This is a genomic window from Amycolatopsis sp. NPDC028719 (assembly GCF_055565395.1).
Window position 1 is genome coordinate 100824 of the sequence record NZ_JBVHUL010000004.1, and the last position, 20679, is coordinate 121502.

Annotated in this window: 24 protein-coding genes; 4 read left to right on the plus strand and 20 right to left on the minus strand. The window is 68.9% G+C overall.

From position 1 onward, the window contains the following. The first annotated feature begins 9 nt into the window (after nucleotides 1-9). Entirely contained in the window at nucleotides 10-972 is a 963-nt protein-coding gene (locus ACZ4TR_RS18925; RefSeq protein WP_465288232.1) for a LysR substrate-binding domain-containing protein, read from the plus strand. On the opposite strand, the gene ACZ4TR_RS18930 is transcribed toward ACZ4TR_RS18925, so the two are convergent. From ACZ4TR_RS18930 to ACZ4TR_RS18945, 4 genes are all read right to left on the minus strand, one after another. After that, nucleotides 944-1489: a flavin reductase family protein gene (locus tag ACZ4TR_RS18930; RefSeq protein ID WP_465288233.1), complete on the minus strand. Its 546-nt coding sequence runs from the start codon at nucleotides 1487-1489 to the stop codon at nucleotides 944-946. The genes ACZ4TR_RS18925 and ACZ4TR_RS18930 overlap by 29 nt on opposite strands. A 209-nt stretch (nucleotides 1490-1698) precedes the next feature. After that, on the minus strand, nucleotides 1699-2424 hold the full coding sequence (locus ACZ4TR_RS18935; RefSeq protein ID WP_465288234.1) for an alpha/beta fold hydrolase: 726 nt from the start codon (nucleotides 2422-2424) through the stop codon (nucleotides 1699-1701). 108 nt (nucleotides 2425-2532) lie between these two features. After that, entirely contained in the window at nucleotides 2533-3510 is a 978-nt protein-coding gene (locus tag ACZ4TR_RS18940; protein ID WP_465288950.1) for an AraC family transcriptional regulator, read from the minus strand. 198 nt (nucleotides 3511-3708) lie between these two features. Continuing rightward, nucleotides 3709-4167 carry a MarR family winged helix-turn-helix transcriptional regulator gene (locus ACZ4TR_RS18945; protein WP_465288235.1) on the minus strand — a complete coding sequence of 153 codons (459 nt, stop codon included), beginning with the start codon at nucleotides 4165-4167 and terminating at the stop codon, nucleotides 3709-3711. A gap of 57 nt (nucleotides 4168-4224) precedes the next feature. Here ACZ4TR_RS18945 and ACZ4TR_RS18950 point away from each other — a divergent pair, with 57 nt between their 5' ends. Further along, on the plus strand, nucleotides 4225-5163 hold the full coding sequence (locus ACZ4TR_RS18950; RefSeq protein WP_465288236.1) for an amidohydrolase family protein: 939 nt from the start codon (nucleotides 4225-4227) through the stop codon (nucleotides 5161-5163). Nucleotides 5164-5403: 240 nt separating this feature from the next. Here ACZ4TR_RS18950 and ACZ4TR_RS18955 read toward each other — a convergent pair whose 3' ends face one another. From ACZ4TR_RS18955 to ACZ4TR_RS18975, 5 genes are all read right to left on the minus strand, one after another. After that, entirely contained in the window at nucleotides 5404-5802 is a 399-nt protein-coding gene (locus ACZ4TR_RS18955; protein WP_465288237.1) for a hypothetical protein, read from the minus strand. After that, nucleotides 5799-6191, minus strand: coding sequence for a hypothetical protein (locus ACZ4TR_RS18960; protein WP_465288238.1), 393 nt, complete (start codon nucleotides 6189-6191; stop codon nucleotides 5799-5801). Before ACZ4TR_RS18960 ends, ACZ4TR_RS18955 begins: the two co-directional genes overlap by 4 nt. Then, the gene (locus tag ACZ4TR_RS18965; RefSeq protein WP_465288239.1) at nucleotides 6154-7104 is read right to left on the minus strand and encodes a zinc-binding metallopeptidase family protein; all 951 of its coding nucleotides are present in this window, start codon (nucleotides 7102-7104) and stop codon (nucleotides 6154-6156) included. Before ACZ4TR_RS18965 ends, ACZ4TR_RS18960 begins: the two co-directional genes overlap by 38 nt. A 176-nt stretch (nucleotides 7105-7280) precedes the next feature. Then, on the minus strand, nucleotides 7281-7589 hold the full coding sequence (locus ACZ4TR_RS18970; protein ID WP_465288240.1) for a hypothetical protein: 309 nt from the start codon (nucleotides 7587-7589) through the stop codon (nucleotides 7281-7283). A 56-nt stretch (nucleotides 7590-7645) separates the two neighbouring features. Beyond that, a complete protein-coding gene (locus ACZ4TR_RS18975; protein ID WP_465288241.1) occupies nucleotides 7646-8518 on the minus strand; it encodes an N-6 DNA methylase in 873 nt (290 codons plus the stop codon). Between the two features lie 82 nt (nucleotides 8519-8600). Here ACZ4TR_RS18975 and ACZ4TR_RS18980 point away from each other — a divergent pair, with 82 nt between their 5' ends. Next, nucleotides 8601-9671: a hypothetical protein gene (locus ACZ4TR_RS18980; protein ID WP_465288242.1), complete on the plus strand. Its 1071-nt coding sequence runs from the start codon at nucleotides 8601-8603 to the stop codon at nucleotides 9669-9671. 31 nt (nucleotides 9672-9702) lie between these two features. Here ACZ4TR_RS18980 and ACZ4TR_RS18985 read toward each other — a convergent pair whose 3' ends face one another. From ACZ4TR_RS18985 to ACZ4TR_RS19000, 4 genes are read right to left on the minus strand one after another with little or no spacing between them, the layout of a single operon-like run. Then, nucleotides 9703-10149 (minus strand): hypothetical protein, encoded by a 447-nt coding sequence (locus ACZ4TR_RS18985; RefSeq protein ID WP_465288243.1) that lies wholly within the window; start codon nucleotides 10147-10149, stop codon nucleotides 9703-9705. Beyond that, on the minus strand, nucleotides 10149-10382 hold the full coding sequence (locus ACZ4TR_RS18990) for a hypothetical protein (protein WP_465288244.1): 234 nt from the start codon (nucleotides 10380-10382) through the stop codon (nucleotides 10149-10151). Before ACZ4TR_RS18990 ends, ACZ4TR_RS18985 begins: the two co-directional genes overlap by 1 nt. A 44-nt stretch (nucleotides 10383-10426) precedes the next feature. Beyond that, complete coding sequence (locus ACZ4TR_RS18995) at nucleotides 10427-11056, minus strand: prepilin peptidase (RefSeq protein ID WP_465288245.1); 630 nt, start codon at nucleotides 11054-11056, stop codon at nucleotides 10427-10429. Continuing rightward, on the minus strand, nucleotides 11053-11403 hold the full coding sequence (locus ACZ4TR_RS19000) for a hypothetical protein (protein WP_465288246.1): 351 nt from the start codon (nucleotides 11401-11403) through the stop codon (nucleotides 11053-11055). The genes ACZ4TR_RS18995 and ACZ4TR_RS19000 overlap by 4 nt, the downstream gene beginning before the upstream one ends. A 377-nt stretch (nucleotides 11404-11780) precedes the next feature. Here ACZ4TR_RS19000 and ACZ4TR_RS19005 point away from each other — a divergent pair, with 377 nt between their 5' ends. Beyond that, nucleotides 11781-12227, plus strand: a complete 447-nt coding sequence (locus tag ACZ4TR_RS19005; RefSeq protein ID WP_465288247.1) for a hypothetical protein — start codon at nucleotides 11781-11783, stop codon at nucleotides 12225-12227. 279 nt (nucleotides 12228-12506) lie between these two features. Here the strand turns inward: ACZ4TR_RS19005 and ACZ4TR_RS19010 are convergent, their stop codons facing one another. Genes ACZ4TR_RS19010 through ACZ4TR_RS19040 form a run of 7 tightly spaced genes read right to left on the minus strand, consistent with a single transcriptional unit; the run spans nucleotide 12507 to nucleotide 20677 of the window. Continuing rightward, complete coding sequence (locus ACZ4TR_RS19010; RefSeq protein ID WP_465288248.1) at nucleotides 12507-12962, minus strand: hypothetical protein; 456 nt, start codon at nucleotides 12960-12962, stop codon at nucleotides 12507-12509. After that, the gene (locus ACZ4TR_RS19015) at nucleotides 12959-14905 is read right to left on the minus strand and encodes a hypothetical protein (RefSeq protein ID WP_465288249.1); all 1947 of its coding nucleotides are present in this window, start codon (nucleotides 14903-14905) and stop codon (nucleotides 12959-12961) included. Before ACZ4TR_RS19015 ends, ACZ4TR_RS19010 begins: the two co-directional genes overlap by 4 nt. Next, complete coding sequence (locus ACZ4TR_RS19020; RefSeq protein ID WP_465288251.1) at nucleotides 14905-17301, minus strand: hypothetical protein; 2397 nt, start codon at nucleotides 17299-17301, stop codon at nucleotides 14905-14907. Before ACZ4TR_RS19020 ends, ACZ4TR_RS19015 begins: the two co-directional genes overlap by 1 nt. Nucleotides 17302-17314: 13 nt before the next feature. Then, the gene (locus tag ACZ4TR_RS19025; RefSeq protein WP_465288252.1) at nucleotides 17315-17626 is read right to left on the minus strand and encodes a hypothetical protein; all 312 of its coding nucleotides are present in this window, start codon (nucleotides 17624-17626) and stop codon (nucleotides 17315-17317) included. After that, nucleotides 17626-18717 (minus strand): DUF4417 domain-containing protein, encoded by a 1092-nt coding sequence (locus ACZ4TR_RS19030; protein WP_465288253.1) that lies wholly within the window; start codon nucleotides 18715-18717, stop codon nucleotides 17626-17628. Before ACZ4TR_RS19030 ends, ACZ4TR_RS19025 begins: the two co-directional genes overlap by 1 nt. After that, entirely contained in the window at nucleotides 18714-19826 is a 1113-nt protein-coding gene (locus ACZ4TR_RS19035) for a ParB/RepB/Spo0J family partition protein (protein ID WP_465288255.1), read from the minus strand. The genes ACZ4TR_RS19030 and ACZ4TR_RS19035 overlap by 4 nt, the downstream gene beginning before the upstream one ends. After that, nucleotides 19823-20677, minus strand: coding sequence for a replication-relaxation family protein (locus ACZ4TR_RS19040; RefSeq protein WP_465288256.1), 855 nt, complete (start codon nucleotides 20675-20677; stop codon nucleotides 19823-19825). Before ACZ4TR_RS19040 ends, ACZ4TR_RS19035 begins: the two co-directional genes overlap by 4 nt. Nucleotides 20678-20679: the final 2 nt, after the last annotated feature.

Below are 20679 nucleotides of genomic sequence, written 5' to 3' on the forward strand. Positions count from 1 at the left end.
GGAGGCCGAATGGCATCGACCGAGCCGCCGCGGCTGTTGGACGGCCGGATGAAGTTCCGGCACCTCGTGCTGCTCGACGCGATCGCACGGCGCGGCACGATCGTCGGCGCGGCCGCCGAGCTGCACGTAACGCAGCCGGTAGCCACGCGTGGCCTGCGCGAGCTGGAGGAGATCCTCGAGATCGAGCTGTTCGAACGCGGCCCGCGGGGTCTCACACCGACCGTCTACGGCGAGGCGTTCACCGAGCACGCGCGCGCGATCCTCGCGCAGACCCGCCAGGCCGCCCGCCACGTGGCCGAGCTCGCAGGCGCCGAACGCGGCACCGTCGTCGTCGGCACCCACCTGTTCGGCTCGAACGTGCTGCTGCCGCGGGCGATAGCCGCGCTGAAAGCCGAGCGACCACGCCTGACCGTGGCCGTTCGCGACGGCACGCCCGAGTCACTGGTGGTCGAGCTCAGCGCGGGGCGCCTCGACCTGATCGTCGGGCGGCTGACCCAGATTTCCGACGAGGGTTTTCTCCGGCGGAAGCTCTACGACGAGTCGGTGGTGCTGGTGGTGCGAGAGTCGCATCCGCTCGCCGGCGAGGAGGTCGTGGATCTAGCGACGCTCGCCGGCTACCCGTGGATCCTGCCCGGCCCGGAAACGGCGTTGCGCCGGGAGCTGGAGGACTTCTTCCACAGCAACGACGTCCCGATGCCGGTCGACCGGGTCGAGGCGACGTCGTTCCTCACCGTGCGCCAGCTGCTGCGCGACACCGACATGGTGGTCGCTCTGCCGCGGCTGATCACCGAGGAAGATCCCGGGATCGTGCGTCTGCCGCTGTCGCTCGAACCCATCGGCCACAGCGTCGGCATCACACTTCCCGCGTCCCGTACACCCACCCCATCGGCACAAGCCTTGATCGACAAGCTCGTCACCGAAGCGGGCGAAGTCAACCGTGGACTCAGCTCCGGTTCGGGTAACCCGGCCTGACCAGCTGCTCACCGAGGTCGTGGTACTGCGATTTGTGCCAGACAAGGGGCAGGAGGTCCTCGCGGGCGGTGGATCCGTACTCGAGTGATTCACCGACGAAGATCGTGTGATCGCCACCGTCGTAGGCAGCCCACTTGCGGCACACGAACCACGCGAGGGCGCCGCCGACGGTGGGGCAACCGTGCTGCCAGTCCATCCCGACGTCGAGCGCCACGCTCCACGGCTGCCGGGCGTAGAAGTCGGCGATCGCACCTTGGTCCTGGCCCATGATGCTCAGTCCGAAGAGGCCGTCGGTCCCCCGCAGCAGCTCGTGCATGCGCCCCGGCTTGTTCACGCTCACCGCGCACAATGCCGGGTCCAGCGACACGGAGGCGAACGAGCTCGCCGTCATCCCGTGAACGCCGTCCCCATCGACGACGGTTACGACGGAAACGCCGCTCGGGAAGTGCCGCAACGCCTTGCGGAACTTCAGAGCCTGGGGGTCACTGGGCGCATACGTGCTACGTGGTGTTCCCACAGGACGTCCTCCTCGGTTCGGCCGCGTCACCCCCCATGACCAGCGGCGATGTTCCGCCTATCGTCGCTGGTGGAGCTATGTCCGTCCAATGCCGATCCGAGTCTCCGCCATACCCGGACGGACATACTCCCGGTCGCGACGAACAATCCGACGTCGGTGGGGCGGCGTGCCGACCCCACCGACGCGGAGGTCAGCCGTTGTGACACGGTTCAGTCACGACCGGCCTCGACGATCTTCTCGGCAAGGCTTCGCGGGTTGCTGAAGATGACCTCATGGCTCCCGGGCATCTGCACGAAGCGGTGTAGGCCGAGCCGGCCGGACATCCGGGGATGCCACCCCCACTCACCGAACGGCAGAGCCGTGTCCTCAGTGCCGTTGAGGTACGACTTCGCGATCTCAAGCTTGTCGAAGCGCGAGAAGTCCATCCGGTCCGTCAACGGCCGGAGGGGCTCCGAGGAGAGCGACTCGTAGGTGCGCCGTGCCAGCTCGAGATCTGCGTCCTGGATGAACGCCTCCCGCCAGATCGCGAACGGCAACGTGACCGTGTTGTCAGCCGAAGCCGCCGCGAGGGTGGAAAACATCTCCTGGTAGTGCGGGGGCAAGTCTTCGAACATGGCCTTACCGGGTCGCGGCACGAACGCGTTCCAGAAGATGAGCCGGCGAAGGCGGTCAGGAATCTCTTCGGCGACGCGGGCGATCACCGTTCCGCCGAAGCTGTGTCCCAACAGGACCACGTCGGTCAGTTCGCACTGAACGACGTAGTCCACGACAGAGGCGACACAATCGTCGTGACTGACGTCCTTGGGGACATCCTTCCCGTGACCCGCCAAGGTGGGCGCGTGAGCAGTGTGGCCGAGTTCCTCGAGCCGCTCCACGACAGTGGCCCAGTGCGCACCGTCGTGCCAGGAACCGTGTACGAGAACGAAGACTGACATGGGTACCTGCTTTCTAAGAGCTGAACAGCAAAGCTAGGTACGTGGTCAGCAGGGGTCTACCCGGCCGGCGCGGCCGCTGGCCGAAAAGCGCGGCCATGGCGATCGTCGTCAGCGAGAGGTTCTCAACACCTCGCTCGGAGACCGACCGAACTCCCGCCGGTACTCGGCTGCAAACCTGCCCAGATTGCCAAACCCCCAGCGGTGCGCGACGGATGCGACGGTGACACCTTCCCCCACTGCCGCCTGCCTCAGGTCGGTGTGTGCCCGGGCGAGACGGACGGACCTCAGGTATGCCATGGGGGTCGTGCCCACGTGCCTGCGGAACGCCTCCTGGAGTGCGCGGGCGCTCAGCCGCGCGGCATCGGCGATGTCGGCGATCCGGATGTCCTCGGCCGCTGCGTCCTCGATGTACGCGATCGCGCGGCGGACAGCCCCCGGCCTGACGTCGCCGACCGTCCTCGGCTCGGTGGTGCCTGCGACGGACGCGTACGCCTCGAGGACGCACGCCGCCACCACTCGGATCAGCTGCCCGCGCACCAGCGGAGCCGAGGCCAGGAGCCCGCTGGGCAGCGCATCGCGGGTGAGGAAACGGGTCACTTGGTCAAGAGCCGCCAGCCCTGTCGCCGAGGGGAGGTAATCCAAGGGAAAGCGGAGCTCGGCAGGCCCGGGCGCACCGTTGATCTCTGCCGCACTGGTCTCGAATTCTTCGCGTGCCAGGCGCAGAGTCAGCAGCATGCAATCGTCCTGCCAGCGCATGCGGTACGCGGTGTGTGAGTCCAGCGCCACGGCGTCGCCCGGCGACAACGTCCGTTCCCCGTCTTCGGACCCGACAGCGAACCGTCCACGAATCGGGCGCGAGACGAGAACGAAGTCGTCGAACGGAACCGGATCGAGCACCGTGACGCCCGCTCCATAGGACAGGTAGTGCACACCGAGTTCACTCGTGCCACCCACGGCATGACGCGCCCGGAAAGCCTTCAGACCCTCACCAAGGGTAAGTCGATGAGGGCAGTAGATCGGGGTGATCTTTCGGACAGCCTCGTCCGGATCGCACGTGTCGGTCTCGACGCTGATGCCGGCGACCATCTCCACCTCAGCTCACAGCCCGGGAAGAACGTGGGCACAAAATGTCCAGCCAGCAACGCATCCCGCCATCCAGCTTGACTTCGACCTGTCACCGCCGGAGCCCGTCCGTAGCGCCGCACCGCCACGGCGGGACGAGGGTACACAGCAAAATCGGCAAGCAGCAACAATCATGCGAGACTGTCCGACTCGCCCACGCCTTCAGCTGATGCGGTCGATCACCGGCACGAGCCTGCGGAGCAGCCCGATGAGCTGTTTACGCTCCGCGGGGGAAAACACGTCGAACGCTTCCTCCTGGCGTTCACGCCGCCGGGCCAGGAGCCGGGCGAGTCGCTCGTGACCCTCCGGCGTCAACGTCACCAGAACCTTGCGCTCGTCTTCGGGCGACCGTCGGCGCACCACCACGCCGGCGCCTTCCAGCTGCTGAAGCATCCGGGTCGCCGTCGGGATGGACACGTCAGCGGCCGCGGCGAGCCGGCCGACCGGCAGCTCCGGCTCACTCACCAGCGGCTCGAGCATCGTGACCTGCGGCAGCGACAACCCGGCGTCCCGGTCCGCGCCCGCCGATCGAGCCCTCCGCATCGCGAAGAACACAGCCTCGGCCGCCTGCACCAGCTCGTCGACCTCCGTCGCCTCAGGTCGCTTGCTCCCCGTCGTCATGCGAGCTAGTCTAGCAAAGCAATAGTTAGCTACCTATCTATTAGGAGCCTAGATAAAATGAGTGACCGCATCGACGTCCACCAGCACCTGGTTCCCGCTCGGTACCGGGAAGCGCTCGAGACCAGCGGCCAGACCGCGGGCGGCTGGCCCACACCTCAGTGGACCCCGGACGACGCGCTCGCGATGATGGACGAAGCGGGGATCGCCACCGGGGTGCTGTCCATCAGCGCGCCCGGCGTCCACTTCGGCGACGACGCCGCAGCCCGTGCGCTGGCCCGCGAGATCAACGACTTCCAGGCGGAACTGGCCAGGAACGCTCCTGACCGCTTCGGGCACTTCGCCGTGCTTCCGCTACCGGACTTCGACGGCGCGGTAGCCGAGGCCGTGCGAGCCCTGGACGAACTGCACGCCGACGGCGTCGTCCTGCTGTCCAACGCCCACGGCCACTACCTCGGACACCCGGCGTACGAACCACTGTGGACGGAACTGGCCGCCCGCGACACCGTGGTCTTCGTACACCCGGCCGAACCGCCGATCCCGCGCCTGGACGGCCTGCCCAGCCCCCTGCTGGACTTCCCGTTCGACACCACCCGCACGGCACTTCACCTCGTGACCCACGGCGTGTTCGACCGGCACCCCGGCCTGCGGATCATCCTGTCGCACGCCGGCGGCTTCCTGCCTTTCGCCGCACAGCGGTTCGCTGGTGCCGCACTCGTCAACCCGGGCACCACCCCGGAAAGCATCATGGCCGGGCTGCGTAGTTTCTACTTCGACACGGCTCTGTCCGCCTCACCGACCGCACTCCCCTCGCTGTTCGCCTTCGCCAAACCCGGCCACGTCCTCTACGGCAGCGACTTCCCGTTTGCATTCAAGGAGGGCCGAGAGCTGTTCGACCGGTGCCTCACCGACTACGACGGCCCGGGCGCCGAACTCTTCCCCGACATCGACCGCGCGGCCGCGGAGGCGCTGTTCCCTCGGCTCGCCACCCGCCCTTAGCCTGGCCCACGGCGACCTGACGCCCGTTCGAACCAGTTGTACTCCTGTAAACAGCGGTTCAACTCTTGCGTGGTGCCGCACGCACCGCTGGCAGCGTCGAGGCGGGCGCGGCTATCGCGACAGTCGAACCCGTCTTGTCTCGCCAGTGGCGTGAATTCACTCCATGCCGGGGCCGGGACAACTACCGCGCGGACTGAACGGTGGGATACTGCACCGGCAGCACCCCCACCGTTCTGGGGATCAGGTCACCGGCGGCAGATCCGGACCCACCGAGCCGAGTTGCTCGGCAGCCACCAGAGGGGGTACTGGCCAGGTGATGCCCTTCGGCGGCCATTGCTGGCCCGTCTTCGTGAGGAAGTCCGCCGGCGGCTGGTACATCGGTGGCTGTGTGCCGTCCGGGACCATGCTCTGCCAGGTAACCCCTGCAGTCCGCTGTCGGAACTTGGCCTTGATCCCCTCGAGTAGTTCGGGTGACGTAATCAGATCGATCGCCGTCGCCGCGAGGTAGCGGGCGGCGGCTAGCATGCCCTGGTGGCCGATATTCGTCGCGGCCGCGGCGGTCACCGCCCAGTTGTGGTTCGGCAGGCCTGCGGGGAAGGTCGCCGCAAGCGCGGTGAGGGTCGGTACGTGCCAGCTCACGTCGGCACTGTCGGTCGATACCCCGCCGCCGAAAACGGGCGGGGGTGGGGCCAGTGGCACGATGGTGGTCGCGACACCGGTTTCGGGCTTCCCGAGGGAGCGTTGAACAGCCTTGGCGAACGCTTGGTCCGCGTCGGTGAAACGGGCGGGCCGATCTTCACCATGTTGTCGTAGACGACCTCGGCGCCGGCCTTGTTGCCGAGCGAGTTCCAGGTTCCCGCGTGAAACCTATGCACCAGCTTGGTCTGACTCGCTTGAGCTGCCGCTTTGGCACTCTCGACGATCTTGCCATACAGGGCATGCACTCGAGCCGGGGTGCCCTCGCGGACAAAGAACCAGATCGACGCCATGTCAGGCGTGACGTTGGGCGCACCACCCTCGTTGATCACTGCGTAGTGAAAGCGACCCCGAGGGGGCGACGTTCTTTTCCCGCAGGTACTCCGACATCGTCGCCAGCAGAAGTGCGCCGTCCAGCCCGCTCTCGTTCCCCAGCGGGGTCGCGCCGTGGCCGGCTGCGCCGAGGAACGTGAACGTCGCAGACGCCAGCGCGCTCGTGGTGTTCCAAAACGCCAGGTTCGCGCCGAACGGATGCCAGTCCAGATAGGCGTCCAGACCGTCGAAGATTCCGGCCTTCACCATGAAAGGCTTCCCGACGAGCTGCTCCTCACCGGTCGAGCCGAACACCTTCACCGTGGCTTTCAGCCCGGCCGCGCGGACCGCCTCGCTGACAGCGATCGCCGCACCGATCGACCCCGCGCCGAGCGCGTTGTGCGCGTCACCGTGTCCGGGGCCGTAGGTGGGCCCATAGGCGTCGTAGTTGTAGACCAGCGGATCGTGCGCGCTCGCTCCGGCCCGCTGGGACAACCCCGGCAGGGCGTCGTATTCGGCGTTGAAGCCCAGCACCGGCCCTCCAGAGCCGGTGGTCGCCACGAAGGCAGCCGGGAATCCACCTGCGCCCCATCGAATCGAGAATCCGTGCTTCGCCAGCAGCTCTGCGGCGGCCAGCGACGAGTTCCACTCTCGCAAGGAAAGTTCGGCGTTAGCCCATATCCGGTCGCCGAGGTTGGTGACCTCGCGGGCATTCTGGGTGATCCAGGTGAGGGCGGCGGTCTTGGCGGGGCTGTCCTTCGCCAGCCCAGTTGGCGGCGTGTACTCCTCGGGGCGGAAGCCGACCGCTTCGTCGTGGCCGAACGTAGCGCCCAGCACCGGATCCGCTGCCGCCATCGCTGCGGCCGACGCCGCCGCAGTCAGACCGAAGGTCTGCAGCAGCCTTCGCCGATCGACCTCGTACGCACTCGACACAGAAAGTCCCTTCGGGCCGATTCTTGGGGCCGGAGACTTCCGGCCGCCTCTCCAAGGGAACCGGCTTCCATGACAAGCGCGCTTGCGTCGTCAACACAAAGCAGACAGCGGATCTTGTTTCCTCAGCGCGACCCGACCGGCCCCGGGGCAAGTCGCTGAGTGGTCATACGAGAGCTTCAAGCGCCGGGTTCTTCGCGAGTAGGTCGTTCCTTGCGCGGGCGGCCGCCGCCTACTCCGGAGCCTGGTCTGCCCGCCGCCCAGCGCTCGATCTCCTCCTTGCGGTCGCGCGACCAGCCTGGCGTGCGGCCGATGACGACGTCCGGCTGCGGGAACGGGTGGGTGTCGGCATAACGGGTGCGCCAGTTGGCGACGGCGCGGTGTCCGATGCCGAACCAGGTGCCGATTTCGACCATGTCGACGTAGCGGTAGGTCGTGCTCGGCTCGGCCGGCGGACCGTCCTCGACCTTGTGTTCGGCGGGCTCCACCGAGCGAAATTAGCAGGTCGCCGCAGCGGACCGGTGTCTTCGGTCCTTCGGGCGTGTCAGCTCACAGCCGCTTGAGGAAATCCAAGGCATCGGCTGCAGCGCAGCCCATCGACCTGGTCGAGGAGGCAGGCGCGCTGCCGCTCGGCGACGGCAGGCCAGTTCGGCTGGGTGAGGATGTCTCCGGCATACAGGACGATCCGGGGTCCGAGCTGCCAGATCATGCTGTTGACCGCGGCCGCGGCGACGGCGAGTTCGTCGACGTCGGCGCCCAGCCAGATCATGCCTGCGGGATCCAACCCGCGGCCGCGAATGGTCTCGGCGGCCACCCGGAAGAGACCTCCGGTGCCGACAGTGTCGTCGCAGAACGACTGCCCGGGCCGGACGTCATCCAGCGCGAGCGCGGTCAGAGCCCGAGCGACATCGCCGGGGGTGTACATCTGCGCGTTGACCTTGGCGTTGGCCGGTGCTCGTAGCGCGCCGAGGACCGGACCGAGCAGATCAGCGGCGTCGCGGCGTTCGGTTGCGGTCAGGTCGAGCTGGCGAGCGTCCAGGGCCGCGTCCGCTATCCGCTTGATCCGGGCACGCAGTCGTTGGTCGGTGTCCTCGACCAGCCAGTTCAAGATCGGATACACCCAGGCCGCCAGGTCCGGTCGCGACTGGAGTGTGATCGCCCAGGTGTAGCGGGCCGTGGCCACGAATTCCTCGGGCGACTGCTCTCGCAGTACCTGCGCGAGTTCCTGGCGGCGCGGTGCGTTGATCCCGGCCATCGCGATGGTGGCCACCACTCCCAACGGCACCTCGAGCCGCGCAGGACCGCTGCCTTTGTGCCAGGCCCCGGCGACGTCCACCGCGATCTTCAAAGCGTGGCATTCCGCGTTGATCGGCGAACTGGAACTCGTCCTGGATGTTCGGTGCTTCGGCTCGTTCACGGTGATCCCCCTTCACATAAACCTTGTTGACTTAGTACTCACAGTTGCTTAGCGTAAATCGCGAGTACTTCATACACAAGGTTTGTGGAGGACACCCGATGAGCCGACCACCCGATTCACCCGTCTGGGAACCACCTCCCCCGCGGCAGCTGGCGACGTTGCGCAGCACCTCACCGACTACCTGCAGTCGGAGCCGGCGCACCTCCTCACGACAGCAGCACTACGGGCGGGCCGCGGAACGATCCGTCCCGACACCAGCCCCGAACTCGGCGCCGCCCTCCTGCTCGCAGACGAGTGGCAACGGCTACGCCACGCGCAGCTGTTCTACGTGACAGCCGACATCACAACACTCATCCGGCAGGCAGCACCGAGCCTCAAGGACGAGTGGGGCATCCAGCCGCACGACCTCCCGGCGCAGACCGGGTTCATGGTGTTCGCCGAACCGATGACCGAGTACATCCGCGACGACGGCGTGCGCATCGACATCGTGGCGGTGTCGTGGGGCGAGACCGACCTGCTTTCCAGCTCGACCGGCGGCCTGTGGGTCACGTTCTGGAGCGCCACGGACTTCACCGGCCTCCGTCGCCTCGCGCGCGCCGCGGGAGCGAACCTGCGGGAGGCCGACGTCATGGCTCGATCCCAAGCCGCGGAAGTGACCTGGGACAACGAGGTCTACATGCCATGGGGCGCCGGACGCCCGGAAGTGCCGGACCCCGGAGCCGGTGTGCGCGCGGTCGACCCCCAGCGGACCGCCGCCGCGAAGACAACCCTGGAATGGCTGCAAACCGTGCACGCGGCGTGGATCTTCTGCACTCCCAACACACTCGCCGAGACAACCGAAGAACATCTCCCCCGCACACAACGCGTCCGCGCGGAGCACGCCGGCCACAACGCCACGCCGGTCCGCGTCGTCTCCGTGAGCCGCAAACGCGTACGCAGCCCGGCAAAGCCGGGAGAGCCCAGCGGTCGCACGGTCAGCGTCCGGTTCCCGGTCGCACCATTCATCCGCAACCAGCCTTACGGTCCGGGAAGGCAGCTTCGCCGCCTGACTCCGATCGCGGGGCACTGGCGAGGACCAGCTGATGCACCCGTGCGAATCTCCAAGACGGTCAACCTCGTTGACACGCCCATCGATCGACCTCCGGCATCATGACTGCCCGCGGTCGCCGATCCACGCCTGAGATTCAGGGGAGCAGGTCGGGCATCGGGTGAATCGGCGACCACGGTCCGCCGATGCCCAAGTCGGCGCGTGCTGTCTCGACGAACGCCGTGATCGCCCGATCCAGGGCACGGCGCGCAGCGTCGTCCTCTTGTCGTGCGGGTTCTTCGACTGCGCCGCCGAAGCTCGGCCGGCTGCGGGCTTGGATCGCCTGAGTACCGGCCACGAGCTGGTGCCCCGCGGCGACGAGACGTTCCAACGCGGCGTTGAGCTCCTGGTCGCTGAAGAACGCCACTTGCACCGCGGCGTCCTCCAGCGTCGCGAGCAGCGGCGCCGGATCAACCGGGCTCCGGCCGCTCCACACCGGCGAATGAACGAGCCGGTACGCCGCCGCGGCGATCGCGGGAAACAAGACGCCTTTACGCTGCAACACGAAGTACCTCGCGGCGCCGTCGTCGGGTGCCCCCGTCATCAGAGCAGGTCGTAGCCGAGATGCTCGGCGACGTCGTCGACGAAGTCCTCACCCGCCACGCCGGGCTCGCGGTCCTGCACATCCCACGCCGCGTCCGCGACGGCGTCGCCGCCTTCGGTGAAGGCGTCGGCGACCAGGTCGACCAATTCGCGCGCCTGCCCGTGGTCCAGGTCGAAGCGCTGGGCCGCGGCGGTCGCGGCGTGGTCGAGGTCGTTCTCGGCGTAGTCGTCCATGTCGTCTCCGATCGCAGGCTGCTGTACCGGAGACATGGCCAGGGTCATGACGCGTTGATGCACGGCGAGGCCAGCGTGCCGGCCGCGAACGCCACCGCGACCATCGCCGGGCCCATCGGCACCTGACCGTCCCAAACCCGGTACCGGCCCACGGCGACGCCGACGAGACCGGCCAGCGCCGTCAGCAGGTACGTCGCGACGAGGCCGCCGAGCAGCCAGCTCCAGCCCAGTCGGCCGAGCAGAGCGCCGACGCTGACGGCCAGCTTGACGTCACCTGGCCCCGGTTGTCCGCTCAGCACGTACGACAGCAGAAGCACGGCGAAGCAGAGCCCGCCCCCGGCGACGATGCGGGCCCACTCGGCGGGCGAGCCGATGACCAGCACCGTCACGGTCAGCGCGGCGAGAGGCAGGCTGAGCCGGTCCGGGATCCGATGCTCGACCGCGTCGATCACGGCGATCGGCACGCCGAGCAGCAGGAAAGCAACGCCCGCGCCGACCGAGGTCGGCTCCCACAGCGCCACCGCCGCGCCCGCTCCCCCGGTCAGAACGACCACGGTCGTGGCGCACCGCCAAGTCGGGAGCTTCGTCGCGGTCCAGCGCAGGAAGAGGACGGCGGCGGGGCTGCAGACGATCCCGGCACCGAGACCCGCGGCCAGCCGCAGCGCCAGGCTCACCGGTGGCCGCCTCGGCGGCACGGGCTGAGCACGAGGCGGACTTCCGCACCCCGCCACGCACCGACATCACCCGCGACTGCTCGGTAGTAGTGCCAACCAGGATGGTTCGAGCTGGCCAGCGACCGGGAGCACCGGCACGGCTCGGCGCGCCACCACCCGGCATGGACAATCTTCAGCCGGACACCGCCGGGCGTGACTGCAACCTGGCTGGCGAGCGCCGCCCCTGCCCGGGTGACGATCTCGTCGAGCGTCGCACCGTGAATGAGCAGGTGGCCGTGCGCCTCATGGTGCTCGACGACCCACTCCACCAGCTTTAGCTGCGGTACCTGCCCGCCGACGTTCAGCATGCGCTTCACCTCCCGACGTCGCTGAAGACACGGGTCCCCGTCCTGACAGTCGATTCATTGATCGCCTTAGAACGAGGCTTTGTTGGCCTTGTCGACGCATCGACGCGGGGGCTGCTGGATGTGTTGCGGGACGCCAGCACGAATCGCCGCTGCTGACTCGACGCGCCATCGCCCGCCACCGCGATCGCAGATGCCAATCCCGAACCCACTCGGGCTCGATGGCATCCGGAAGGGTGGTGTCACGAGTCGCTGGCAGCAGCTATCCCCGCCCGCGGGCTTCGCAAGCAGTGCGCGCATCCGACAGACGGGAGCAGGGCAAAGTAACGGTAACTCACGCGCCGCCGAGTCACCTTGTGAACGTCAATCCAGGAGGTGTCATGCGCAAGAGGTTCAGCCTGTTCATCATGGCAGCCATCACTGCATTGCTCCCTATCTCGTCGGGTACGGCGTACGCCGACTACCCGACCGTGCTCAACATCAGAAACCAGTGGCTCACCGACGATCCCCGGGTTGGGGGCGACCCTGCTTATGTAAGCCGCACGATCTATCTCAAGAACGACCCAAAGGGCTACGGCTGGTACCCGTATGTTGATCCGGCCGCCGTGCCCGTCTCAACCTGCGAGACCTATACCGGGCGCATCATCGAAGGCAACTACCTCTGGGACGAGCAGCTCGTGCCGGGGGATTTCGTACGCGGCTATTACAAGCTCGACAGCTACCTCACGTTGATCGGAGGCGGTGCCTCCTATCACATCGGGTGCTACTTCAAGCTCCGCTCGGCTGGCTACTACAACTGGGGCAGCGGCCTGGACCCGCACTTCTGACGCCCGTGTCGGGATCATCGGGTCCGGCGTCTCGACAACGAGCAGCTCAGTCGAGCGTAAGGGCCGCGATGGCGGGCGAGACGCACAGCAACCGCTCTCACGCCCTGGGTTTGCAACCCTCGGTACGAATTACTCGTCCGTCACACCTCGCGATCCGCGCAGGGACGTGGTCGGCTATCACGATAGAAACGCGTTCGCGTCTCGCAAAACCGTCGCCGAGACATCGGCAAGCACGCACGCTGTCGACCACGACCGCCGCGAGCAAGACCGCAACTCGGCTTAGTCGTGGTCGACGGCGTCGATCTCGGCGCGCTGTGCGGCGGTCAGGGTGGTCATCCAGGTGTCGAAGTCCTGCAGCACCGCCAGCTGAGGACCGCGCGAAGGCTGGACGTGGGCACGCTGCCCGGTAGCGAGGTCGAGAGCCAGCCGGCGCCCGTCCTGCCTGGCCGCGGCGACGTGCAGGGCCCGACGGCGGACGATCGCAAGGTCGAAGGCTGGCAGGCCTGAGTCCAAGCCGGGCGCAGTGACGATCGGTCGGATCCAGACGACGTCAGGGTCGTCGTCGTCCAGTCGTGCGTGGCGGGCGAGGGCAGCTCGGAACACTTCACGGTCCTCGTCGAACACCACGAGCTCCGCGCCGGGCAAGTCGTCCCCGACATCGTCACCGCGGCCGGCGAGCAGGTCGTGCAAGCAGGCGATGAGCTGGGCTGGAGACAGCCGGTGCTGGTCGGTCATACGGTCACAACCTCCTCGATCGGTTTGCCGGCGATCGCGGTGACGCCCTTGGCCAGCAGCATCGTTCGGATCTCGTCCCGTTGAGCCACGCTGCCGCAGATAATCCGGCCCGGGCCCTGGAGACCGAGCAGGTCGATGCCGTCGGCGAACATGACTTCGTTGCTTGCGCTGGTGAATGTCGCGATCTTGAACGGGTCGCGGGTGGCCTTCGATATCGAGTGGCTGCCGGCCGGGTTGATCGCGCCGAAGGTGTCGGCGTTGGCGCCGTAGTAGTCGGCGCGGGCGAGCAGCCGCTCGGGTTGGTCCCACACCAAGCTCGGCTCCGAGCCAAGCGACGAGGTCTTACGGACCCGCAGGAACACCGAGCTCGCCCCACCGCTGAGCTTGTCCTCCCCTTCGCTCATGCCGATGCCCTGGTGCGTGCCCATCGTCGTGCGGCGCTCGGTCGAGGCCAGCACCCCGGTGGCCAGCATCGCCTTCAGCCCGGCCGCCGACGTCTTGTGCACCAGCGACCGACCCCCGGCGGCGCTGCTGAGCTTCGGAAGCGAGTTGCCGACATCGAACCGGCTCCACGTCAGCCAACCGGCCGAGCGCTGCGGCGCCGGATCGTAGCCGGGGCTGCCGGCCAGCGCGGCACCGTCGGCGAAGCCGGCGGCCTTGGCTACCGCGTCGCGCAGGACCTGCACCTTCGCCGGCAGGGCGCGGGTGTGGGCTTCGAGCTGGATGGTCTTGGCGAAGGTGGCCAGCTGTGAGTCGGTCATCCCGACGGCCTCGTGGGCGCGTTCGTAGAAGATCTCCTGCCGGACCATCTCCTCGAGGTGCTCTCCCGTCACCCGCGCCGCGGCGACCTCGGCGTGCTTGCCCAGACTCTGTGCGGTGACGTTGGCGGTCAGGTAGCTGTACTCGCCTTCGTCGCGGGTCATGGGGCGGTTGGCCAGGTTCAGCTGCCCGAGGCGGCGGACGAGCTCGGGACCGTGGCCCTCGCCTGCGGGTGCGATGACCTCGAGTCGGCCGCGCAGCGAGTACTCGGTCGTCGCCGGGTCGTTGACGCTGTAGGGGCGGTAGACGGCCTGGAACCCGTCGCCGAGGTCGATGGCGTACTCCTTGCCGAGGACGTTCGTCGCGCGGGCGCCGTCCCAGCTGGCCTGTCCGGTCGTGGTGTCCAGCTTCGGCTTGATCCGGGTCGCGTCCCGCAGCACCGCGACCGCTGTCTCGCTGGACGCTTCAGGCGGCAAGGCGGGCACCATCACCGTGACCAGGGCGGTGCCCTCGTGCAGGAACGGCGCGACGTGGTCGATCGGGGTTCCGGTCGCGGCGGCGTGCTGCACGGCCTCGAGCCGGCCGACGTAGTAGTCGAGCATGGCTTGCTCCACCGGAGAGTCGCTGAGGTCGGCCGCGAGCCCGGCGATCGCGGACTCCGCCGCGTCGAGCTTCTTCGCGGTCGTCGCCGGCGGTGTCGTCTGCGCGTCGAGAGTGCCGTTGGTGATGTGGTGGTTGACGCTCTTGGCCGCGGTGATGATCTTTTCCGCGAGATGGTGCTGCTCGTCGACCGGGAGCCGGCCGGTGATCTGCTGCTCGACCTGCGTCGGGACCATCTCGGGGCTGATGTTGAGCGCGTCCAGCAGCTTGGCGTCCGCGTCCTCGTCGACGCGGGCATGCAGCACGATCCGCGGGCCACTGCTGCTGTGGTAGCTGACCAGGGTGGCGGTGGAGGCGAGCAAGTCAGCGCCACCGACCAGCACCGGCTCCCCGTAGGCGTGGCCGACATCGGGAGTCAGCGGGATCGGGGTGACCGGCAACTGTCCCGGCTCGACCTCGAGTGGCTTGTCGGCGGCGGGAACGGGCTTCGGGACGTCGTCGACCGGGACGGGTTCGCTCTCGGAGAGGGTGTCGGATGGCGCGATGGCGTAGGGGGTGTGGGTGGTTTTGGCGTTGGTGCCCATCAGCTCGTGCCGAGGTGCTGCAGGGCCACGGCGGACGAGATCTTGACCTCGTCGGTGAAGAACTTCACGAAGTCGCGGCGCAGGTTCTTCTTTCTTTCGACGGCGTAGTCCAGAAAGGACTCGGCGATCTGGCTCGAGGTGACCGCGGATTCGGCGATGCCGTGGGTTTTCGCCGCCCGGGTACGCATCGGCGCCACCCACGTCACGTCCTGGCTCGCGCCGGCGTAGGCGGTGGTGTGCAGGGTGGCGCGCCACTCGGCGTCGGGGACGGACTCGAGCCGGCGGATGACCGAGTGCGCGACGGCCGGGTTGACCTGCACCCCCTTGCCGAGCTTCCCGGCGAGGTGCGCGTCGTAGATCTGGTGGTAGACCGCTGTGGTGCTCGGGCGGTAGCCGAGGGCGAGCTTGTCGCGGCCGAAGTTCTTGAACGCCTGGCCCTGGTCGATCGGCACCAGGCCGCCGGCGGGGGTACGCAGGACGTTGCCGTGGTGGGCGTCGTGGTTGCCCAGAGCCCAGCTGGTGACGTGCAGCCGGACGACCTCGTCGACGTCGGCCTGCGACCAGCTCGCCGGCGTGCCCGACATCGGCTTCGCCCCGGGCAGCAGAGGCTGCACGCTCACCGGGTCGCCGCCGACCTTGGTCGCGTAGACCGGCACGGCCGGGAGCCCTGCTCGCGCGGCCAGTCGTGAGGCGGCGGCTTCGGCTTGGGTGATGGCGCCGGCGTGGGGTTTGCTCTCGCGTTTGGCGATCCAGGTCGTGCCGTCGGGTCCGGTGTGGAGGGTCTTGGGGTGGGTGCCGCCGAGGTTCGCCGGTTGCCCCGTCCCGAAGTCCCAGACCGCGACGGCCGCGGGATCGAGCGGTTTGGGTACGGCGGCGTGGGCGGCTTGGACGTGCTGCAGCGCGGCGACGAGCTGCGCATGCTGCATCCCAAAGCGGCTGCGCGGCTTGCCCGCCGTGGGCGAGGCGACCACGGGTTTCGGCGCGGGCGGCTGCTTCGCCGTCAGCGTGGTCTTGATCGCGCCAACGTCGGACGCCGCCGCGTTCAGGTGTCCCTGCAGAAGCTTCCCGAGCGTCGTCTTGGTCGCGACGGAGGCTTCCGCGGCAGTCGCGACGCCGCTGGCGACGACGAACTTCCGGAGGTCGGCGACCTTCTGCTCGTCCGCCCAGGCGAGCACCTTCGTCTGGCCGGCTTGCAGCGCGGCGTGGTGGACCGGTGCGGGATCGAGGGTGTTCCAGCTCGCGGCGGCCATGTGGACCTCGGCGATCGCGCGCACCTGCTGAACCAGCGCGCCGGCCTTCGCCGGATCGAGAGGCCCGTCGAGAACGGCGGAGACTTGCCCCGCGCAGGTCTTCGAATTGGCCAGCAGCGCCGACCGCTCGGCGACGACCCCGCCGATCTCGTCCCGCTCGCCAGCCGGCGTCGACGCCCGCAGCAGCTGCAGCACCTGTTGGGCGCCCAGCGTCTGCAGCTGCTCGTCGGTGATCTTTCCGTCGAGCTTCGCTGTCGTGACCGCCGTGCTCAGCTGGGCCGCGGTGACGGTGCTGAGCAGGTGGTCGACTTGGTGGCGAGCTGCCGCGGTAGCGGCGCTGAAGTCGCCGGCCAGGGCGGAATTCTGGGCGGTGGCGATCTGGTTTTCCCAGTGCACCAGCGTCGCGATCTTGTCCGGCGAGGTCGCGGAACCTTGTTTGGCGACGATCGCGGCGAAGGTGTCGAAGTCCGTCTGCGCCTCAGCGAGGTCAGCTGCGGTGGCCGACCAGCCCTCGAACCCAGGCGGTAGCGCCGCAGCAGTCGGCGAGATGTTCCAGTCGGTCAGCGTCTTGCCGTTGACCGTCTCGCCTGCACAGAGCGCGGCGTGCCGAGCGTAGGCGAGCGCTTGGATCTTCTTCTTGGCTTCGCTGCCAGCCGGTGTGGACGGGTCCAGCCACACCGCCAGCGGATGCGGCGCCTGCCCGGCGATCCCGACCAGCCCTGGATGCTCGAACCCCGCCGCCGCGGCGATCTCGGCGAGTTCGTCCGGGCTCAGGCCGGCCAGGTACTCGGCCGTGAGGACCTGCAACTGCTGGTGGTAGGGACCGGCGGCGGTGTCGGAGACCTGGCTCTCGGCAGCGAGCGCGGCACCGACCGCCGCGGAGAACAGCCCGTAGCCCTCGACGGGGTTGTCGGGGACGTCGAGGGCCGGGGGTCCGTGTGGGTCGTCGGGGTCGATGCCGCCCTGCACGATGCCGGCGACGAGCTTGAGGTTCTCCTCGGCGGTATCGGCGGGTTCCTCGCTGTGCGCGCAGATCGCCGCGAAGTGCTGCAGCAGCGCGTCATCGCCGGCGATCGGCGCGTAGGCCTTCGGGCCGGCCGGCGCGACGGCGTAGGCGGCGTGGTCGGTCTTCGCGTTGGTCCCCATCGCGGCGCCCCGGCTAGCGCGCTGATCCGAGGATGTCGTCGACCTGCGCCCGCACCGCCGTCTCGAGCGTCGCGTCCGGCACGATCGGCTCGACCTCCGCCGCGGACGCGACGAGCGTCTCCGCCCAGAACGCCATTCGCTCGACGACGTCCTGCGGGGCGGCGGCGAGGCGTTCCCGCCAGAGCCGGGCGGCTTCGTGCTCGCGCGGGATCCACTCGACGAAGGTCTCGGTGGTCTCGCCGCCGGTGTCGATGCCGAGGACAGCGACCGCGGTGACCGCGGCGCCGTACTCCGGTGACCAGCCCAGCAGGACCCACAGCCGCATCAGCTGCCTCCCCCGACGACGACAGTCTCGTGTGGGAAGAGAGAAGCCATGTAGCGGACCGAGTGGGCGAAGGCGTCGGGGATGCGGGCATGGACGTCTTGGCGGCCGTCGGCGGTCATGACAGCGCCGTGCAGGGCGTACTGCGCGGGGTTCTGGCTGATCACGACGAGACGGTCACCGAACAGCTCGAGCGCGGCCTCGATCCGGTCCCGCCGCGACAACCCGGTCAAGATTACGACCAGCGTCGGCGGGAGGTTCTCGGCCAGCCAGTGCAGGCCGGGCAACGTCCAGCTTTGCCAGTTGGTGGTCTCCCGCACGGTCTGGACGTTGACCGCGACCGCCACCGGCCCGGTCTCGAGTACCCAGTCGGCCAGGCGGCGCAGGTCTTCGAGCCGGTACCAGTACAGATTCGGAACGGTCGGGATGCCGGCGGCGGCGAACTCGGCGGCGATGATCAACGAGCGGCGCATGTTGATCAGGTGCTCGGCGCGCGGCCAGTTGCCGTAGATCGAGTAGTTCGGCGCCAGCACCAACCCGAACCGCAAAGCGGCGATCCGGGCGATCAGGTCGTCGCGGTGCCGAGCGGTCCAGAACGCCTCGACGAGCGGGTCCTCGCCGTATCCACTCAGGATGGTCAAGGTGTCCTGGAGTACTTCGAGGATCTCGGCGGCGGTCCGGCCGTCGGTCCAGCGCGGGAAGAGGGTGTGGGTGCGGGGAGAAAACACCCGCCGCAGCCCGACCGCGTAGGCCGGCCACCGCACAACCGCGTCGAGCTCGGCGACGCTGGAACCGTCGACCTGCGGGACGAACGCCGGCATCGAGGCCGGCAGCGGCGTGGTGACGGTGAGGTCGTCGAACTCGAGTGTGCCGCCGACGTCGCGCATCCAGGCGTCGATGTCGGTGCGGGAGCCGCACCGGATCGGGCACGCCCGGCAGTCGGTGCGGGCGCAGCCGCAGTACGCGCAGTCAGAGTTGCAGCCCGAGCACAACGGCGCGATCGCAACCGCAGGCTCGGCGTCGGTGTACCAGGGGCAACGGCGGCAGTCGCAGCGCGCGGCCGGGGCGGTGGGCATGCCGAGGAAGGTGCTCATGCGGCTGCTCCCTTGTGGATGACGTCGAGAAGCTGATCCAGCAGCAGCGCGACCGAGCCGCGGTCGTGCTCCCCCAGCTCGGCACCCTGGACGAGCGCGAGAAGCAGCTGGCGCAGGGCGGCGAGGGCGCGCTCGACGAGCCGGGCATCGACGTCGGCGACCTGCGCCTCGGGCTTGGCGCGAAGCTTGTCGGCACGGGCGGTGTCGGCTTGCTCCTGAACTCGCTCGGCCTTGACCAGGGCTTGCTCCGCGCTCAGCTCCTCGTCAGCGCTAGCGGCAGCGAGGGCGGACGGCAGAAGCCGAGTCCGGCCGGTGCTCTTCACCGCGGCCCAGATATCGGCGGCGGCTTGCTCCCGGCCGCGCCGCAGCTCGACGAACCGGATCCGGGTGTGCAGGGACACCTTGGCCTCGTCCATCTCCTCGGCGACCTCGCGCGGCATCTCCGCGAACGCGCGCACCAGCTCGCGGGCCTTGCGCGGGCTCAGCTGCAGGCCGAGCCGGGTCAGGACCTCGGCCCACGGGGCGGCGCAGCGTTTGTCGGTCCCGCGGATCCGTTCCATCGCGGCAAAGCGGGCGATCGGGTCGTCGATCGCGTAGACCTCGGCCGGGACCGCATGGCCGCCGGCAAGGAGCTTGCCCAGCAGGACCGCGCACCGGTCGAGCACCAGCGCGGCGGCAAGCTCCCCGGGTCGCAGGCTCTCCCGGGCGAGGTTTTCCACCAGCTGCCAGATCCGCCGTTCCTCATCCGACAGCGGCCCCGGGCAGACCACCGCGGGCAGCGCGGCGAAGTGCGGGTTGTCCGGCCGGTGCACCGCGCCCCAGCGGCACGCGCGCAGCCGCCGCTCCCCCGCAGCCAGCTTCATCGCCGGATGCGAGCCGTCGCCCGCGTCGACCTCCTCGACCAGCACCGGTTGCAACACGCCGACGTTGGCGATCGAGGAGATCAGGTCCGCGAGGTCCGCCGGCGTGGTGGCGTCGCCCGGCAGCCGGCCCTGCAGGTCGGTGAAGGGCGTGCCTTCGTCGCGCAGCGGCAGCAGCGCGAACCGGCGTTGCCGCAGCCGCGGTGATAGCCCGAACTGCGCCACGACCGCAGTCGGCGCCTCGGTCATGACAGCCAGCCGAAGACGGTCACCCGCCGCGGGTCGCCGAGCAGCGGCATCGCCACCGGCTTCACCGGGCCGTGCTCTCGGAGCCGAGGCAACGTCGTCACGACCATGTCGACCCGGCCCGCGGCCGTACTCACCACGGGCATGGCCTGAGCGTGGGCGCGCAGGTCGGCGAGCCGGCGCTCGAGCACCGGCGGCTCGGCGCCGGACAAGACGATCAGGACCCGCGGGAACCGGGGATACCGTTCCCGCCAGGCCAGCCGTTGGCTCGAGCCGGCTGGGGTGTGGTCGTGGTAGCGGATGTAGCCGACGAGCTTGCGGGCCAGGCGGGCGACCGGCATGGTCGCGCGGTCCAGCTCGACGAACAGGGTCCGCTGGGTCCGGCGCCCAGCCTCCTCGAGCACGTAGTGCAGGACGGCGTCGGCGATCACCACCCCGCGCCGATCACCCGACCGGTCACGGAACTGGTGCGCGACCTCCGGCGTCCATGACAGCGGCCCGCACTCGTCGCCGCGCTTCCGAGCTGTCTCGACGAACGCGAGACCGGTCTCGACGACGTCGAGGGTGTGCTCCTGCAGCAGGTGCGCGACCGCGGTACCCGGTAGCCGGTAGGCGCGAGCATCGACCTCCCCACCAGCCTCGACGGCTTCGGCCCCGTCTGGGGTGACGTGCCAGGTGCGGGGCCGATGCTCTCGGACGATCCGGTCGGCCAGCCCGGCCCGGCGCAGGCCGGCGAGCTTCGCGCGGACGGTGACCGGGGACAGCGCCGGAGCCACCAGACGCCGGACTTGCTCGGTGGACACCAGCCGGTGCCAGTACAAAACGGTCAAGGCCTCGCGTTGGAAGACGTCCACGG

Bases quoted from the DNA above. Each gene is read 5' to 3' on its own strand.
- ACZ4TR_RS18990 (WP_465288244.1), bottom strand. From the start codon at position 10,382: ATGGACGACTACGCCGAGAACGACCTCGACCACGCCGCGACCGCCGCG.
- ACZ4TR_RS19025 (WP_465288252.1), bottom strand. From the start codon at position 17,626: ATGCGGCTGTGGGTCCTGCTGGGCTGGTCACCGGAGTACGGCGCCGCG.
- ACZ4TR_RS19015 (WP_465288249.1), bottom strand. From the start codon at position 14,905: ATGGGCACCAACGCCAAAACCACCCACACCCCCTACGCCATCGCGCCA.
- ACZ4TR_RS19020 (WP_465288251.1), bottom strand. From the start codon at position 17,301: ATGGGGACCAACGCGAAGACCGACCACGCCGCCTACGCCGTCGCGCCG.
- ACZ4TR_RS19010 (WP_465288248.1), bottom strand. From the start codon at position 12,962: ATGACCGACCAGCACCGGCTGTCTCCAGCCCAGCTCATCGCCTGCTTG.
- ACZ4TR_RS18925 (WP_465288232.1), top strand. From the start codon at position 10: ATGGCATCGACCGAGCCGCCGCGGCTGTTGGACGGCCGGATGAAGTTC.
- ACZ4TR_RS18950 (WP_465288236.1), top strand. From the start codon at position 4,225: ATGAGTGACCGCATCGACGTCCACCAGCACCTGGTTCCCGCTCGGTAC.
- ACZ4TR_RS18935 (WP_465288234.1), bottom strand. From the start codon at position 2,424: ATGTCAGTCTTCGTTCTCGTACACGGTTCCTGGCACGACGGTGCGCAC.
- ACZ4TR_RS19035 (WP_465288255.1), bottom strand. From the start codon at position 19,826: ATGACCGAGGCGCCGACTGCGGTCGTGGCGCAGTTCGGGCTATCACCG.
- ACZ4TR_RS19030 (WP_465288253.1), bottom strand. From the start codon at position 18,717: ATGAGCACCTTCCTCGGCATGCCCACCGCCCCGGCCGCGCGCTGCGAC.
- ACZ4TR_RS18945 (WP_465288235.1), bottom strand. From the start codon at position 4,167: ATGACGACGGGGAGCAAGCGACCTGAGGCGACGGAGGTCGACGAGCTG.
- ACZ4TR_RS19000 (WP_465288246.1), bottom strand. From the start codon at position 11,403: ATGCTGAACGTCGGCGGGCAGGTACCGCAGCTAAAGCTGGTGGAGTGG.
- ACZ4TR_RS18985 (WP_465288243.1), bottom strand. From the start codon at position 10,149: ATGACGGGGGCACCCGACGACGGCGCCGCGAGGTACTTCGTGTTGCAG.
- ACZ4TR_RS18940 (WP_465288950.1), bottom strand. From the start codon at position 3,510: ATGGTCGCCGGCATCAGCGTCGAGACCGACACGTGCGATCCGGACGAG.
- ACZ4TR_RS19005 (WP_465288247.1), top strand. From the start codon at position 11,781: ATGCGCAAGAGGTTCAGCCTGTTCATCATGGCAGCCATCACTGCATTG.